The organism is Yersinia sp. J1 (genome assembly GCF_050586585.1).
Taxonomy (GTDB): domain Bacteria; phylum Pseudomonadota; class Gammaproteobacteria; order Enterobacterales; family Enterobacteriaceae; genus Yersinia; species Yersinia entomophaga.
Map to the genome: position 1 here is coordinate 599,736 of NZ_JBOBDP010000001.1, position 16,366 is coordinate 616,101.

Sequence of the window (16,366 nt, forward strand, 5' to 3'; positions counted from 1 at the left end):
TCTAGGGTGACTTATGCTAGGAGCCTACAGATCATGAATATTATTTTTTATCACCCCTTTTTCGATGCCCAACTGTGGCTAACGGGCATGAAGACTCGTTTACCGCAGGCAAATATTCGTCAATGGCAGCGGGGTGATAACCAACCGGCAGATTATGCCCTGGTATGGAATCCGCCTCACGAAATGCTGGCTAAGCGCCAACAACTGAAAGGCCTGTTTGCGTTGGGCGCAGGCGTGGATGCCATTTTGGATCAGGAGCGCCGTCACCCCGGGACTTTGCCTGCCGGAGTGCCGTTGGTGCGACTGGAAGATACCGGCATGGCGTTGCAGATGCAGGAATATGCGGTGAGTAGCGTGCTGCGTTATTTCCGCCGGATGGATGAGTATCAGTTGCAGCAGGAGCAAAAACTGTGGCTGCCTCTGCCGCCTCATCAGCATGATAATTTCGTTGTGGGGATCATGGGGGCGGGCGTGTTGGGCAAAAGCGTGGCACAAAAGCTGGCGGGTTTTGGCTTTAACGTGCGTTGCTGGAGCCGAACGCCAAAACACATTGACGGCATTGAAAGCTATGCCGGTGGTGCGCAACTGGGCGATTTTCTCAAAGGGACGCAATTGTTGATCAACTTGTTGCCGAATACGCCGGAAACTGTGGGCATTCTCAATGGTTCGCTGTTCTCCCAATTGAATAAGCGGGCTTATGTGATCAATCTGGCTCGCGGCGTGCATTTGCTGGAGCGGGATCTGCTGGCGGCGATGAGTGAAGGGCAAGTTGCGGCCGCTACGCTGGACGTTTTTGCCGAAGAACCTCTACCGAGTATGCATCCATTCTGGACGCATCCGCGAGTGACCATTACGCCGCATATTGCCGCCATTACTTTACCTGAAGTGGCGATGGATCAGGTGGCCGAGAATATCAAGCTGATTGAAGCGGGCAAGCAACCGCAGGGTCTGGTGGATGTGGCGCGTGGTTACTGATTCCAGCAGGCAAAACATGGGTTTCAGCTCGGCTGCGCGGGGGATTCCTGCTATGCTTAGCGTACTATGTTTTGCCTGACAAACTGAGAATAAGAACCCGCGGAGTAGTTATGTATCCAGTTGATTTGCATATGCACACAGTCGCCAGCACCCACGCTTACAGTACCCTGCATGATTACATCGCCGAAGCGAAACAAAAGAATATTCAGCTGTTTGCGATTACCGATCACGGCCCAGATATGGCTGATGCTCCCCACTATTGGCACTTTATGAATATGAAAGTGTGGCCACGCTTGGTTGATGGCGTGGGTATTCTACGCGGTATTGAAGCGAATATTAAAAATCTGGACGGGGATATTGATTGCACCGGCCCGATGCTGGACGCGGTGGATCTGGTGATCGCCGGTTTCCATGAACCGGTCTTTCCGCCGCAGGACAAAGCCGCTCATACCCAGGCAATGATTGCTGCGATGGCGCAGGGCGATGTGCACATTATCAGCCACCCGGGAAATCCGAAGTTTCCGGTCGATATTCCCGCCGTTGCGGCGGCGGCAGCAAAATATCAGGTGGCGCTGGAGTTGAACAATTCATCCTTTACTCATTCCCGTAAAGGCAGTGAAGCCAACTGCCGCGCTATTGCCGAAGCGGTGCGGAATGCGGGGGGCTGGCTGGCGCTGGGGTCTGATTCTCACGTGGCATTTTCGCTGGGGATTTTTGATCACTGCGAACGCATAATTGCTGATGTGGGGTTCCCAGAAGATCGCATTTTGAACGTAAGCCCGCGCCGTTTACTGAATTTCCTCGAACTGCGAGGCCGCCCGGCCATTGCGGAATTAGCCGATATGTGACATCGTCACGCCCAATGTTAGCGCAGAAAAATAGTTACCGTAGTAAATGGTCAGCGTAGTAAAAGCGTTTGCTGCGAAAAACATTTACCGCCGTAGACCCATAGACAAATGGATTAGGACAGTTTTATGAATGATTTTTCGCTGGTTTGCCGGGTTTTGGGTTCGCTGTTTTATCGTCAACCACAAGATCCGCTGTTAGCGCCGCTGTTTACTCTGATTGAACAGGGGAAGCTGGAGCAACATTGGCCGCTGGAGCAAGGCGATCTGCTGGCGCGTTTGCAGCAGGAATATCAGCCGCAGGCGCTGGCCGATGATTATGCCGCGTTATTTACCGGCAGTGAATGCAGCGTTTCGCCTTTTGCTTCTCAATGGGAAGACGCACGTCCGGAAGCAGAGTTACGCGCTTTCTTGCAACAACGCGGTATGCCGTTAAACGACGGGCCGGTAGATCACTTTGGCTCTCTGCTACTGGCCGCCTCCTGGCTGGAAGATCAGGCGCAGGAAGACGAAGTTCAGGCGCAGATTGCTCTGTTTGATGATTTCCTGTTCCCGTGGTGCGGGCGTTTCCTCGGTAAAGTGGAAGCCCATGCGGCGACCGGTTTTTACCGCACGCTAGCGCAGTTAACTCGCGAAGCGCTTCAGGCTATGCGCGATGAGCTGGCGGAAGAAGAAGACGAGCCCGAGGCAGAATAAACCGTAGGTTTGCCTAGCCTGGACGATCAAAAAGCCCGCCGTTCGGCGGGCTGGTATGATTGTTCAGTAAACGCAGGTTTTAGTCAGTAAAGGGTACGATTAACATCCCCGGTTTAACTTCCAGTCCTTTAGCCAGTTTTTTCGCCATAGCTTCGGTTTTACTTTTGTCAGCATCTAATACATAGGCCGGTTGTTGGTCAAAATACGATTTTAGTGACTGATTCAAATAGGGTTTTAACATACTCATCGCCGAATCCATTTTTTCTGGTTGGACTTTATAATCGGTCACTTCCATATCTTTCAGGAAAATAGCCCCTTTCTCGCGATCGAATACCGGCTGCGCTTTCAGCGTCAGCTGCATATCGGCGTTCTGCGGGCCGAGGATCGAACTGATTTTCACCTGCGCATTGCCGGTTAGCGTCACTTTACCCGGCTCGGCGCGCCCTATCTGGCTCTGTAATTGGCTCAGGGTAATATGGGCATCCACCAGCCCCGGCACGCCAATCTGTTTCTCGTAATGATTGTGTTTTTGCAGATACTCGTTAATTTCTTGCTCGGTTAGCGTGTACTGTGTCAGTGGGTTGCAGCCGGCAATGGCACCGACAAAAATCAGAGCGGCAGCGCCCCAAAGTAGCTTTCTCATTATGACCTCGTTGAACCGCAAATTTGGCTAATAGTAACCGGTTAGACCTTGGGTTGGAATTTGTAACCGGTTTCTGCCGTTGCAACGCCATTGGTGGCGTTCAGAAATAAGGCTGGATAGTGCGGGAGCGGGGAGAAACTGCCAATCGGATAACTCTGTGTCCGATGATTTAATTAACCAGACCCGGTTTTAGGCGCGTTTATTCCTGATTCTCGAAAGTGTCCATCAGCAAAAAAGTGCCTGCCTGTCGTTGGTAACTGTCTATTTGCGGAACCAGACGCCTGAAATGCTCGGTTTTGCAGTGGGTATCCAGCGCGACGCGATCCGGCCATTGCTCGATAAAAAGGAAATGGCCGGGATCTTTTTGGTTGATACACAACTCATAAGCGTGACAAAGCGGCTCCTGCAAGGTTTTTCCTACTCATTCCCGGTATAGCGGCATGACTTTATCGATATGTTCAGGATGAACAAAATCTTGCGCAATCACTTTCAACATAGGAATAACTCACTGTTTAAGCCTGGCTATCCATTTGATTCGGTCACTTGTGGCAAGATTAGCTGCCACTTAACATTGCCGGTTCGATACGCCGTTGATTAAACTGCCAATATAATCCAGCCAGCGTAATCAGGCCGATGATTCCGAGTAGGAACCAAGGGAGCTGCGGCAAAGACAGGCTTTTGCCTGTGTCGTACATCCAGCCGCCACCGGTGTAGCCTAGTGCGCCACCCAATGCCAAACCTAAACGGCTAAAGCCCATATAGCTACCTCTGGCACGCGCATCTGCCAGCGAGGCGCTCAGGGTTTCCCGCGCTGGCTCGGCAATAATGGAACCCAAATAGAAGAAGCAGATCAGCATTAATAATGTTTGCAAACTGTCGGTTAACCCGATAGGGAACATGCTGATGCTCATAATAAACAGGCCGGTCATCAGCCGTTGTTCCAGACGAAAATGCTTTTCGCTCCAGCGGGCGATCGGATACAGCAACGTCAATGACAGCGCGGCTTCAATGGCATACATCCATTTTACCGCCGCCGGAGAACCGGCCACTTCGTTTACAACGATAGGCAGCATCAACATCACCTGGACCGCCAGCATGTAATAACCGGTGAGCGTCAGGACATAGGTCAGGAAGCGTTTGTCGCGAATCACTCGCAGCATGCCTTCCCGCATTGGGGTGCGCACCGTTGAAATACGGTAGGCGGGGAGCAGCCAGGCGTTCCACAGCGCGGCCAGCACAAAAATAAATGCACCAACCCAACACACCAGATGAAAATCATACTGGAGCAGCCAACTGCCCAGCAGAGCGCCGATCACTGCACCGGCGCTATCTTGCATCATGAGAATAGAGTAAAAACGGCCACGTTCATGAGGGCGAACCAGTTTGATCACCAACGCGGTGCGCGGCGGATCGAACAATGTGCCGCCCAGCGCGGACAATGCGCAGGCGAGCCACAGAATCCACGGCTGATCCGCGATGGCCATCAGGGCAAAACCCGCCGCGCGCAGCAACATCCCAATCACGATCATTGGTTTTGCGCCAAAACGATCGGCAATGGCGCCGCCGAAAATGCCAAGGCCTTGTTGAATAAACTGTCTCAATCCCAGTGCGGCACCGACAACAACCGCCGCCCAGCCTAATTGATCGACAAATCGGATGGATATCAGGGGAAACACCACGAAAAACCCCAGCACGACTAATAAGTTATCAAACAATAAGAAGTACTTACCCAAGCTGCGCGCTTGCGATACCAGAGACATGTTTCACCGTCAGAAAATAGAAAGAGAGGAAGGGTAATTATTACCCTGATAGTTTGTACCCAAATTGATGGAAGCGATAGATGGTGAGTTGATAATATTTTTTTATCGTCAATATGTTAGCTAGCGGGCAAATTGGTAAAAAAAATCGTTTTTGCGAATTGATTGCGCAATAACTCGTCAATAGCGGTTTTACCCGCGACCATTGCAACGGTTATATTAATCGTCACTTTTAATGTTCCGCCTGAACTAAGGGGAGTCGATGTTTGGCTATCATTCAGTATCACCAAAAGTACGCCTGACAACCGATCGTATGTCGCTGCGTTTGGTTCATGAGCGGGATGCGTACCGGATGGCGGAGTACTACGCCGAGAATCAGGCATTCCTTAAACCTTGGGAGCCTGTGCGGGATCAAAGCCACTGCGTGCCTTCCGGTTGGCAAGCGCGGCTCAGCATGATTGCCGAGATGCATAAACAGGGCAGCGCCTATTATTTTATTCTGCTCGATCCGGAAGAGAATGAGGTGCGCGGCGTCGCCAATTTCAGCAATGTGATGCGCGGTTCATTCCACGCCTGTTTCCTCGGCTATTCTCTTGGCGAACGCTGGCAGGGACAGGGCTTAATGTTTGAAGCGCTGCAACCGCTGATTCGCTATATGCAGCGACAGGAAAAAATGCACCGAATCATGGCTAACTATATGCCGCATAATCGCCGCAGTGGCGATCTGTTGGCCAGATTGGGCTTTGAACGTGAAGGTTATGCGAAAGATTATTTGCTCATCGATGGTCAGTGGCGCGATCACGTGCTGACGGCATTGACCGATACTGAATGGAAAGCAACGCGCTGAGGTTAGGATGAAATACAGTTTAAGCCCGTTAGAAGCCCGTGTAGTGGGCTGTTTGCTGGAAAAACAGGTGACAACACCGGAGCAATATCCAATGTCTCTAAACGGTATCGCCACCGCCTGTAACCAGAAAACCAACCGTGAGCCGGTGATGGAACTGTCCGAGAGCGAAGTGCAGCAAACGCTCGATCTGCTAACGAAAAAACACGTTATTCGGAGCCAAAGTCTGGTGAATAGCCGGGTAATGAAATATGAACACCGATTTTGCAACTCGGAGTTCGGTCATCTGAAGTTTTCTTCCGCGGAAGTCGCGATAGTCACCACATTATTGCTACGCGGCGCGCAAACGCCGGGAGAGTTGCGTACCCGCACCAATCGTATGCATGAATTCAGCGACGTGAGTGAGGTAGAGGCAACGCTGGAAAGTCTTGCTACACGTGAGGACGGGCCTTTTGTGGTGCGTTTGCCGCGCGAACCAGGCAAGCGAGAAAGCCGCTATATGCATCTGTTTAGCGGTGAGGTTGCCGCCGCCTCTGCGGACGAGCTGGCAAGCGAGCCGGTCAACGGCGTGCTGGAAACCCGAATTGCTCAACTTGAATATCAGGTAGCTGAATTGACTCGCCGTTTGGATGAAGTCATGACCCAGTTGGATGACTAATAAGGTCACTATGAAAAAACTTCGCGTGGGTATGGTGGGGCTTGGCGGTATTGCGCAAAAAGCCTATTTACCGATTTTAAGCCGTGCCGATGACTGGACGCTGGCAGGCGCTTTTTCGCCCAGTCAGGCCAAGGCTCAGCCGCTGTGTGACCGCTACAGAATAGCGTATTTCCCCCGGTTGAATGAGCTCGCGACGGCCTGCGACGCGATTTTTGTTCACAGCAGCACCGCCAGCCATTTTCAGGTGATCGGCGAACTGCTGCGCGCTGGCGTTCACGTCTACGTGGATAAACCACTCGCTGAAACCGTGGAACAATCGGAACAGTTAATTGAACTAGCGGAAAAACAGGGCAAGGCGCTGATGGTTGGCTTCAATCGCCGTTTTGCGCCGCTGTATCAGCAACTTAAGCTGGAAATGAATCAGCCGGCTTCCCTGCGCATGGAAAAACACCGACAGGATAGCGTTGGCCCAAACGGGCTAGGGTTTACCCTGCTGGATGATTATCTGCACGTGCTGGATACCGTCCTGTGGCTGGGAGGCGAAAACGCCAGCCTATTGGGAGGGCATATCGCCACTAATGACGCGGGTCAGATGCTGTATGCCGAACATCATTTTCAGGCTGGAAACTGCCTGATTACCAGCAGTATGCATCGTCGGGCGGGAACCCAGCGGGAAAGTGTTCAGGCATTGACGGAAGGGCATTGCTACCAGATCACCGATATGCGGCGCTGGCAGCAGGAGTCTGCCGGACAGATGATTGAAACTCCGGCACCGGGCTGGCAAACAACGTTAGAACAGCGCGGCTTCGTCGGCGCGGTACGTCATTTTATCGATTCCGTCAGCCATCAAACCCCGCCGTTGATTTCCGGTGAACAGGCTATTAGCGCTCAGCGAAGGGTGGAAAAAATGCTGGAAAAGCGTTGAGAAGCCCGCAAGGTGGCGAGATGCAGATTGTTACAACAAGAAGTGGCTATTAGTCGGCGGATACGTAGACTATTGTCATACTAAAAACCCGTCATCGGGTTGAGCTGACGCCTGCTAATTGCAGGCGTTGATATTTCCAGCGTAACGAATCAGAAAATATATGAATTTACTTAAATCACTGGCTGCGGTCAGTTCGATGACCATGTTCTCGCGCGTGTTGGGCTTTGCCCGGGATGCCATTGTCGCGCGAATTTTTGGTGCCGGTATGGCTACCGATGCATTTTTTGTCGCATTCAAATTACCTAATCTGTTGCGACGCATTTTTGCTGAAGGGGCGTTCTCGCAGGCTTTCGTGCCGATTCTGGCAGAATACAAAAGTCAGCAGGGGGAAGAGGCGACCCGCACCTTTGTGGCTTATGTTTCCGGCCTGTTAACGCTGGTATTGGCAGTGGTCACGGTATTGGGGATGCTGGCAGCGCCTTGGGTGATTTACATTACTGCCCCTGGTTTTACCGATACGCCGGATAAATTTGCTCTGACTTCTGCACTGTTGCGCATTACTTTCCCGTATATCCTATTGATCTCACTGGCCTCGCTGGTGGGGGCGATACTGAATACCTGGAACCGTTTCTCCATTCCGGCCTTTGCACCGACGTTATTGAACGTCAGCATGATCGGTTTCGCTTTATTTGCCGCACCGTATTTCCATCCGCCGATTTTAGCTTTGGCCTGGGCTGTCGTTTTGGGTGGCGTACTCCAATTGGGCTATCAGCTGCCGCATTTGAAGAAAATCGGTATGCTGGTGTTGCCTCGTCTGGCGCTGCGCGACGCTGGCGTGTGGCGGGTGATGCGCCAGATGGGACCTGCAATTTTAGGGGTTTCCGTTAGCCAGATATCCCTGATCATCAATACCATTTTTGCTTCTTTTCTGGTGTCTGGTTCGGTTTCATGGATGTATTACGCCGATCGCCTGATGGAGTTTCCTTCCGGCGTGTTGGGTGTGGCGTTAGGCACTATTTTGTTGCCATCGCTGGCGAAAAGTTTCTCCAGCGGCAACCACGATGAGTATTCTCGCCTGATGGATTGGGGGCTGCGCCTGTGCTTCCTGCTGGCTATTCCCAGCGCGGTCGCCTTGGGTATTTTGGCCAAGCCGCTGGTGGTTTCCCTGTTCCAGTACGGTAAATTCAACGCTTTTGATGCGGTAATGACCCAACGTGCGCTGGTGGCCTATTCGGTTGGTTTAATTGGGCTAATTGTGGTGAAGGTATTGGCGCCCGGCTTTTATTCTCGTCAAAACATTAAAACGCCGGTGAAAATTGCCATCGCCACGTTGATCATGACTCAGGTGATGAACCTGATGTTTATCGGGCCGCTGAAGCACGCTGGTTTGTCTCTGTCTATTGGTTTGGGCGCCTGTCTGAACGCCAGCCTGCTGTACTGGCAGTTGCGTAAACAGAAAATCTTCCAGCCTCAGCCGGGTTGGGGGATATTTATGACCAAACTGATTGTAGGCGTGGTTGCAATGTCCGCCGTACTGATTGGTATGCTGTGGTTAATGCCAGCCTGGGACGTCGGCGGAATGGCCTACCGTCTGTTACGTCTGTTTGCGGTCGTGGTGGCTGGCGTGGTGGCCTACTTTGGCGTTCTGGCGCTACTCGGTTTCAAACTGCGCGACTTTGCCCGCCGGGTTGCCTGATAACTAAATGGGCAAAAATGCTCATATCATCTCTATGTAAAGCCCGATTCTTCTCGGGGTTACGTGAAATAGTCACCTCCACCCTGTTAGCGGTACGCTGACAGGGTGTTTTTTTATATCAAATGAGATCAATATCTCAGTTTTATTTCCTGCACTACAAGTTCCCGCCAAAATTCTTTTATATTAATTATCCCCATTATTTCTTAGAACTATGCTAGCGAGGTTGGTAATTAAAGCTAATATTTTTCTTATTCATGCCGATAAGTGTATTAAGTCGGGGTTTTTGAATGATTTGATATTTTATAAGAATCTTCTAAATGATGATTTTCATTAGGAATGCTGTACACATTAATTTGACTTAGTGTTGAAGGATAATTGATTTATTTACTGGTTTAATAACATTCTGATTGCGTTTAAGTCTGACTAGACAACAGCGATATAACCGTTTGCGCCCTGCTGAATTCAGGGTTCAGTCAATTTAGAATGAAATATATTTACATATATTTAACTCAAGGATGAGTAGGGCAGGTTATTTACTAAATAGCTTGGGCTATTTCTCATAATGGAATCTATGATAAAAAGAATCGGACTCTATTTTCTGCTCGTCAGTAGCCCCGTCCAGGCGGCGACTCAGCCCGCTATGGGGAATTTTTTACCGCTAGGTGAAAGCGAAGCGCGCCGCTCTTTGCAGAACAGCGCCCGTGAGGTTAATGAGCTAATGGAACAGCGTCGCTACCAACAGTTGCGCCAACCTAAGGCGATTGAAGAGGACGTTATTCCTGCTCAGGCGGCGTTGCCGGAATCCGATCGTTGTCTGGCGATAAAGGGCGTTTATTTACAGGGAATAACCCTTTTAGGAATGGGTGAACTGAATAAACTGACCGCTTTACCTTCGGATTGCATTACCAGCAATGATATCAATCGCCTGACTCATGAATTAACCCGTCTCTATGTTAGGCAGGGTTATATCACCGCTCGCGTGAATTTTGTTCCGCTGAATGCTGACGGCGAATTGGGCATCAATGTTATTGAGGGCGTGGTAGAGAAAATAGAAGGGGGCGATTATTGGGTGAATAGCCGGTTATTATTCCCTGATGTTGTAGGTAAGCCGCTCAAATTGTCGCAGCTTGATCAAGGTTTAGACCAGGCCAATCGATTGCAATCCAATCAGACGAAATTAGATATTTTGCCAGGGAGGAGCACCGGCGGTTCTATTATTCGTCTAAACAATACGCATAAAAAGCCCTGGTTGCTCACAGGCACGTTGGATAACTATGGTCAGAAAAATACCGGAGAGTGGTTGGTCCGTACTACCGCTAGCGTAGATAGCCCATTTGGTTTATCTGACTTTGTCAGCATGAATATCAGCAGCACGATCAAAGATGAATCGCGGCATCATAACCGGGCTTATACCTTACTTTATTCTTTGCCCTACGGAGCTTGGACATTCAGCAGTTTTGCCAGTTATTCCGAATACCTGAATTACCAGCGCTTACCGCTTAATACCGTGAAACTGGATGGCAATACCCAGCAGTACGGCGGGCGCGCAGATTATATGTTTTATCGCGACCAGGAGCAGATCGATGCCCTGAACGTTCAGCTGACCTATAAGAACGTGAATAACTACCTTGAGTCTTCCCGTTTAGGTATCAGCAGTACCACCCTGACGGTATTGGAGTTGGGTGCCAATCATTTGCAAATTCTTCCGCGCGGCGTGCTCAGCCTAAATGCCAGCGTAGAACGGGGACTCAGTTGGTTTGGCGCGGATAAAGCCAGTTCGCATCGGTCGGCTAACTACCCTGATGCCCAATTCACCAAAGCGAAAATGTTTGCCACTCTCAGCCAGCGTTTTAGCCTGTGGGAGCAGCCTTACCAACTCACTCACCTGTTTTACGGCCAGTACAGTCGCGATCCCTTGCCGGGGGTCGAATGGCTAAGCCTGACCGATCGCAGCGCGGTGCGCGGTTTTAGCCGCAATACCCTTTCGGCGGATAACGGCTGGTATCTGCAAAATACATTATCACGGCCGATGACGCTCGGTAATGCCAGCTTGACGCCGCGCATAGGCGTTGACGTAGGGCGTGTTCAAGCCCATCGCGATGCCGTTGGCTGGCAGAGCAATATGGGGCTGAGTGCCGGTGTGTCCTTCAAATATTCGCAGGCGGTGGTTGATCTGGATGTGAGCCGAGGATGGCTGCTTTCCGATCAAAAAAGTCCCACCGACCCGATTCAGGTGTTAGCTCGCCTGAGCTACAGCTTTTAGCTGACTTTCCATTCGTCAGTATTGCAGTGCTTTTACCTTTCAATGAATGGAAATATTTGGAGAAACATGGATGAAAAAAAGTAAGTTCCGCCTTTCCCCCTCAGGAAAGCTTGCCGCGTCGCTGGCGATTATCATTACTTCGCTAACCGCAACTCAGGCAGCAGATATTATCGGTGCGGGCGATGCCGGGCATAATCCGGGCATCAGTCAGGCGGCAAACGGTGCGGCGGTGGTGAATATCGTCACCCCGAACGCCTCGGGCCTGTCTCATAACCAATATCAGGATTTCAACGTTAACAAACCGGGGGCGGTGCTGAATAACGCCTTGAACGACGGACAATCTCAGTTAGCCGGTCAGCTGAACGCTAACCCCAACCTGAACGGACAGGCCGCTAACGTCATTTTGAACGAGGTCATTAGCCGCAACCCATCGTTATTGCTGGGTAAGCAGGAAATATTCGGTATGGCGGCAGATTATGTGCTGGCTAACCCGAACGGTATTGCCTGTGATGGTTGCGGGTTCATCAACACCAATCGCTCCGCTTTAGTGGTGGGAAACCCGCTGCTTGAAAAAGGAGCCTTAACCGGTTTCAACACTTTCGGCAATGACAATACTTTGAGCATTCGCTCCGGCGGATTACAGGCCAACAGCGTGTTGGATCTGATCGCGCCCAAAATTGACAGTCGCGGGAAAGTGATTGCCACGCAGCAAATTAATGCGCTCAGTGGGCACAATCAAACTGCAGCCGACGGCAGTTTAGTGCGAGCGGAGGATGTCCCGAACAGTAGTCTGGACAGCTACTATCTCGGCAGTATGCAGGCGGGTCGCATTCGCTTGGTGAATACTACTGTGGGCAGTGGCGTAAATCTGGCCGGGGAATTCACCGGGTTGGAAGGCATAGACGTAAGCTCTCAGGGCAATTTGGGCTTACAGGCAGCGAATCTGCGCGGTGGTGATATCGGTCTACAGGGTAAAAACATCGATGCTCAAGGCGTCGTGAAAAACAGCAGTACGAATCGCGACGGCAGTGAGAATTACAACAGCACCTGGAGCGGCCAGTACGTCAATGACCGCAGTACCACGCAACGATTACAGCGTACGGTATTAACCGGCAAAAATATCACGCTGAACGCCAGCGATCGTAACCGACTGACGGCGACAGATATTCAAGGGGATAATGTCACCCTGCAAGGTGGTGAACTGACGTTGGACGGGCAGGTGCTGACCCAGACTCAGGGTCATACGCACAATCAGGATAAGCTTACCTGGCGGCACAATGTCACGACAGAAAGCGAACAGCGTCAGCAGATCGGGACGTCGGTCAAAGCCCGTGAGAACGCGACTCTGAAGGCCACGGCTGGTGATATTCAGTTGAAAGGCAGTAGCGTGGAAGCGGGTAACAATCTGGCACTCAACGCTACCGGCGACATTCAGCTGACGGGATTGGTGGAGCAGAAGAAATCCACCGAAACTGGCTATCGCAAAAATCACACGGCCAGCTTACTGACGGGAAACTGGCAGGAAAGCAGCGAAAGTGAAAGTCTGAAGAAAAGCCAACTACGAGCGGGCGATAATCTGGGGCTAACGGCCGGCAACGCGGTGGTCAGTCGCGCAGGCAATGTGCAAGCCGGTAAAGATTTGCTGGTCACGGCGGAAAAGGTGCGGATTGACGTGCAGAAAACCGCCAATAGAAAAACTCAGAAAGATAATAAAACGGCCTGGGGCGGAATTGGCGGCGGTGATAATAAAGACAATGCCAATTTACAGGAAATCAGCCAGGCTTCAGAACTGACGGCGGGCGGTAAACTTTTGGTGTCCGGTAATCAGGGCGTCACTATTACCGGTAGTAAAGTAAAAGGGACGCAGGGCGGTTTTGTGCAAACCCAACACGGCGATTTGGTGATTGATAATGCCGTGAGTACCACTACCGATAAAGTGAATAGCCGCACCGGAACCGTATTCAACATCACCAAGGGTTCACAAAAGACCAATAACTCCATGCAGCAGACTGTAGGCAGTGAACTGAAATCCGATGCGGATTTAAAACTGTTCAGCCAGCAGGATATTACCGTGGTAGGCAGTTTGGTGAAAAGCGCGGGCGAGCTGGGCATTGACGCTCTGGGTGATGTCAATGTGAAAGCAGCCGAACTGCAACACAAAATCGATGAAGAGAAAACCGCTTTAAGCCTGAAAGGCCACGCGGAGAAAACCGGAGATAAGCAATATCGCGCGGGTGTTAATCTGGATCACACTCGCGATACCGAAAATACCGAACGCAGTGAAAACAAATCTTCAACCCTGAGCGGGGGGAGCGTGACGTTAGCATCGGGTAAAGATGTCACTTTCACTGGCTCTCAGCTGGTCGCTCATCACGGCGATGCCAAAGTCAGCGGCAACAATGTCACCTTTACAGCAGCAGAAGATCAAACCACCAGTGAAAGCAGCCACGCCAAAACCGGCGGCGGTTTCTATTACGTGGGCGGGATGGATAAAGCCGGCAGTGGTATTCAGGTGGGGCATGAAAGCAGCAAAACTCACAGCGATGGCAGCAAAGCGCTGGTTTCTGGGACTCAGGTCAGCGGAGATTTGGTGATTGCGGCCAAGGGCGACCTGACTCATCAGGGCACCCAGCAACAGATTGGTGGGAAATATCAGGTTGATGCCGATAATGTCCACAATCTGGCGGCTAAAAATAGCGATAACAGCACAACCACAACGTTGAAAGTGGGCGTAGATATCGGTGTAAACGCCGATTATAGCGCCATCACTCGCCCGTTAGAGCGCGCCGGTGGCAAGGTTGCCAGCCTGGATGCTGGCGGTACGCTTAATGATATCGGCGGAATAGGTGCGCCGAACGTTGGGATTGATGTTAACGCCAGCGGTAGCAGCAGTGATGTGCGTAAAAACAGCGAGCAAGCGGTAGTGAATACGGTGAATGCCGGTGATATTTCCATCAATGCAGGGGGAGCAATCCGCGATCAGGGAACGCAATACAAAGCTAATCAGGGCGGCGTCACCTTGGATGCAGAAAGCCATAGCCACGAAGCTGCGGTGAATCGCGATCAGACCGTTAGTCGTGAAACGAATGGCAGCGCCGGCGTGCGGGTTTACACCACGACCGGTAGCGATGTGGTCGTGGATGCTAAAGGTCAGGGAGGGACGACTCGCAGCGATAAAATCAATGAGCAAGCCGTTGCCGGTGGCATCAGCGCGGTAGACGGTATCACGATTCGGGTTAAAGACGACGCGCGCTATACCGGAACCGCTCTCGACGCTGGAAAAGGTAAAGTCAACGTCACTGCCGGTGGCGATATAGCTTTTGAACAGGCGACCGACCGCGAAACCGAAAATCATAGCGGCTTCAACGTGAAGGCTTCTGGCAAAGGTGGTTTCACCGCAGATAGCAAAAGCTTCGGCGGCGGTTTGGGCGGTGACTATGACAAAGGGGAAAGCAAGACGTCTCACGCTAACGTGAGCCAATTACAGGGCTTGCAAGGCGTAGAATTGAATGCCGGACAGGATTTAACGCTGCAAGGCAGTGAAATCGGCAGCAAAGATCGGCCGGTGGGCGATGTCACGCTGAACGGGAATAAAGTTGATTTGCAGGCCGCACAGTCCAGCCATTGGGAGAAAAGCACTAAGTTCTCCGGCAATCTGGACGCCGGTGGCAGCAAAGGGGAAACCGATAAAAAAACCAGCGCTGGCGGTAACTTCGGCTTTGCCGCAGATTACGCCAAAGTCGATCAATCGACCAACGACGCTCAAGGCGGTGGTATCACTAGCAGCGGCAACCTGAATATTCAGGCCAACGGTGATAATGAGCAAGCCATTCACCTGGAAGGTACGCAGGTGAGCAGCAAAAATACCGTTTTGAATGCGGATAATGGCGGAATTGTGCTGGAATCTGCTAAAAGCGGAGAGCACAAAGATAACTGGAATCTGGGAGGCAAAGCCAACGGTAAACTCGGCCAAAGTTTCGGTAAAGATGAGCAGGGCGCGGTAGACAGCGCCAGCGGGAAGAAAACCCACACGGCGGGCGTCGGCGCGACCTTCGGTCTCGATCGTAAACAGGCAGGCACTCAGCAAAATACCCAGATTGCGACCGGCGATCTGAGCTTCTCCAGCGATGCGGATACGGTTCTGGCCGGCGCGAAAGTCAAAGCGGATAAAGTGGACGGCAGCGTGGGCGGCGATTTGCGTATTGAAAGCCGCAGAGACACCGAACAAAGTCTGAAAGTTGGCGTTGACGTTGGATTAAGTCATACCAACGATCCGAACAGCAGCGTGGTTTCCAAAGTCTCTAAAGTCGGTACGCCACGTTACGCGGATAAAGTAAAAGAAACGCTGGAAGGCGGCGCGAACAAAGTCTTCGATAAAGCCGAGGAGAAATATAACCAAACCGCTCGCGGTCTGGACAGCAAACAAGATACCACCAACGGCGTCAGCTTCAGTAAAGCCGAGGATAAAGTGACCTTGCCGGAAACGCTCGCCAATGAGAAAGAGGGCAGCGCGCTGTGGGATAAAGGTGCACGTAAAGCGGGCAATGTGGCCAAAGAGAGTCTTTTAGGCCCGGCAGGCCGTGATGGGCACTTTAAGGTTACCGCCGATGTGGTGAAAAACGATGCCGTTGGTGAACAAACTGCGCTAAGTGGCAAGCAGGGCGTGAACCTGACCGTACAAGGTAAAACTCAGCTGATCGGCGGCCAGATCGGTAGCCAGAAAGGGCAAGTTGACCTGAACAGCGGCGGTCTTGAGCAAAGTGATATGAATGGCAAACGCTATCACGGCGGCGGCAGCGCCGATGTGGCAGCCACCGTAGGCAGCCTGTTGAGCGGCAGCACCAAAGATATTCTTTCTGGGGATTCACCGTTCATTAAAGTGGATAAAGGGACGACCGAGGTTAGCGATGCTCGCGGCGCGATTATCAGCCATAAAACGGTTAAATAAGCGGGAGCGATAAGAGGTTATTCTTTTTAGATCAAATAAATAATAGCCCACGCTAACGGAGTTATTCGTTAAGTGGGCTATTTTCTCTTACATGATCACATGATCAATCGTTACAT

11 protein-coding genes and 1 pseudogene are annotated in these 16,366 nt (G+C 51.5%); 9 read left to right on the plus strand and 3 right to left on the minus strand.

Annotated elements, in window-relative coordinates; all coding sequences use genetic code 11:
• Positions 1-33: 33 nt before the first annotated feature.
• The 3 genes from ghrA (at position 34) to ACQ4OC_RS02550 (ending at position 2,516) form a co-directional block, all read left to right on the plus strand.
• Positions 34-975 (plus strand): glyoxylate/hydroxypyruvate reductase GhrA, encoded by a 942-nt coding sequence (gene ghrA, locus ACQ4OC_RS02540; protein ID WP_430970908.1) that lies wholly within the window; start codon positions 34-36, stop codon positions 973-975.
• 110 nt (positions 976-1,085) lie between these two features.
• Positions 1,086-1,823 (plus strand): phosphatase, encoded by a 738-nt coding sequence (locus tag ACQ4OC_RS02545; RefSeq protein WP_064513433.1) that lies wholly within the window; start codon positions 1,086-1,088, stop codon positions 1,821-1,823.
• A gap of 126 nt (positions 1,824-1,949) precedes the next feature.
• On the plus strand, positions 1,950-2,516 hold the full coding sequence (locus ACQ4OC_RS02550; protein ID WP_049597661.1) for a TorD/DmsD family molecular chaperone: 567 nt from the start codon (positions 1,950-1,952) through the stop codon (positions 2,514-2,516).
• 79 nt (positions 2,517-2,595) lie between these two features.
• Here the strand turns inward: ACQ4OC_RS02550 and ACQ4OC_RS02555 are convergent, their stop codons facing one another.
• The 3 genes and pseudogenes from ACQ4OC_RS02555 to mdtH all read right to left on the minus strand — a co-directional run bounded on the left by ACQ4OC_RS02555 (position 2,596) and on the right by mdtH (position 4,919).
• Positions 2,596-3,159, minus strand: a complete 564-nt coding sequence (locus ACQ4OC_RS02555) for a lipoprotein (protein WP_064513436.1) — start codon at positions 3,157-3,159, stop codon at positions 2,596-2,598.
• A 199-nt stretch (positions 3,160-3,358) separates the two neighbouring features.
• Positions 3,359-3,655 (minus strand): annotated as a pseudogene (locus tag ACQ4OC_RS02560) (putative quinol monooxygenase).
• Positions 3,656-3,713: 58 nt separating this feature from the next.
• Positions 3,714-4,919 carry a multidrug efflux MFS transporter MdtH gene (gene mdtH / locus ACQ4OC_RS02565; protein ID WP_064513438.1) on the minus strand — a complete coding sequence of 402 codons (1,206 nt, stop codon included), beginning with the start codon at positions 4,917-4,919 and terminating at the stop codon, positions 3,714-3,716.
• Between the two features lie 259 nt (positions 4,920-5,178).
• Here mdtH and rimJ point away from each other — a divergent pair, with 259 nt between their 5' ends.
• The 6 genes from rimJ to ACQ4OC_RS02595 all read left to right on the plus strand — a co-directional run bounded on the left by rimJ (position 5,179) and on the right by ACQ4OC_RS02595 (position 16,250).
• A complete protein-coding gene (rimJ, locus tag ACQ4OC_RS02570) occupies positions 5,179-5,763 on the plus strand; it encodes a ribosomal protein S5-alanine N-acetyltransferase (protein WP_064513441.1) in 585 nt (194 codons plus the stop codon).
• 7 nt (positions 5,764-5,770) lie between these two features.
• Positions 5,771-6,418, plus strand: coding sequence for a YceH family protein (locus tag ACQ4OC_RS02575; RefSeq protein ID WP_064513442.1), 648 nt, complete (start codon positions 5,771-5,773; stop codon positions 6,416-6,418).
• A gap of 10 nt (positions 6,419-6,428) precedes the next feature.
• Positions 6,429-7,343 carry a Gfo/Idh/MocA family protein gene (locus ACQ4OC_RS02580; RefSeq protein WP_120806662.1) on the plus strand — a complete coding sequence of 305 codons (915 nt, stop codon included), beginning with the start codon at positions 6,429-6,431 and terminating at the stop codon, positions 7,341-7,343.
• A 160-nt stretch (positions 7,344-7,503) separates the two neighbouring features.
• Positions 7,504-9,039, plus strand: a complete 1,536-nt coding sequence (murJ, locus tag ACQ4OC_RS02585) for a murein biosynthesis integral membrane protein MurJ (RefSeq protein WP_064513446.1) — start codon at positions 7,504-7,506, stop codon at positions 9,037-9,039.
• 571 nt (positions 9,040-9,610) lie between these two features.
• Complete coding sequence (locus tag ACQ4OC_RS02590) at positions 9,611-11,302, plus strand: ShlB/FhaC/HecB family hemolysin secretion/activation protein (protein ID WP_064513448.1); 1,692 nt, start codon at positions 9,611-9,613, stop codon at positions 11,300-11,302.
• 70 nt (positions 11,303-11,372) lie between these two features.
• Positions 11,373-16,250, plus strand: a complete 4,878-nt coding sequence (locus tag ACQ4OC_RS02595) for a hemagglutinin repeat-containing protein (RefSeq protein WP_430970909.1) — start codon at positions 11,373-11,375, stop codon at positions 16,248-16,250.
• Positions 16,251-16,366: the final 116 nt, after the last annotated feature.

Excerpts from the sequence above, each read along its gene's own strand:
- ghrA (WP_430970908.1), top strand. The coding sequence starts at position 34 with ATGAATATTATTTTTTATCACCCCTTTTTCGATGCCCAACTGTGGCTA.
- ACQ4OC_RS02545 (WP_064513433.1), top strand. The coding sequence starts at position 1,086 with ATGTATCCAGTTGATTTGCATATGCACACAGTCGCCAGCACCCACGCT.
- ACQ4OC_RS02550 (WP_049597661.1), top strand. The coding sequence starts at position 1,950 with ATGAATGATTTTTCGCTGGTTTGCCGGGTTTTGGGTTCGCTGTTTTAT.
- ACQ4OC_RS02555 (WP_064513436.1), bottom strand. The coding sequence starts at position 3,159 with ATGAGAAAGCTACTTTGGGGCGCTGCCGCTCTGATTTTTGTCGGTGCC.
- mdtH (WP_064513438.1), bottom strand. The coding sequence starts at position 4,919 with ATGTCTCTGGTATCGCAAGCGCGCAGCTTGGGTAAGTACTTCTTATTG.
- rimJ (WP_064513441.1), top strand. The coding sequence starts at position 5,179 with ATGTTTGGCTATCATTCAGTATCACCAAAAGTACGCCTGACAACCGAT.
- ACQ4OC_RS02575 (WP_064513442.1), top strand. The coding sequence starts at position 5,771 with ATGAAATACAGTTTAAGCCCGTTAGAAGCCCGTGTAGTGGGCTGTTTG.
- ACQ4OC_RS02580 (WP_120806662.1), top strand. The coding sequence starts at position 6,429 with ATGAAAAAACTTCGCGTGGGTATGGTGGGGCTTGGCGGTATTGCGCAA.
- murJ (WP_064513446.1), top strand. The coding sequence starts at position 7,504 with ATGAATTTACTTAAATCACTGGCTGCGGTCAGTTCGATGACCATGTTC.
- ACQ4OC_RS02590 (WP_064513448.1), top strand. The coding sequence starts at position 9,611 with ATGATAAAAAGAATCGGACTCTATTTTCTGCTCGTCAGTAGCCCCGTC.
- ACQ4OC_RS02595 (WP_430970909.1), top strand. The coding sequence starts at position 11,373 with ATGAAAAAAAGTAAGTTCCGCCTTTCCCCCTCAGGAAAGCTTGCCGCG.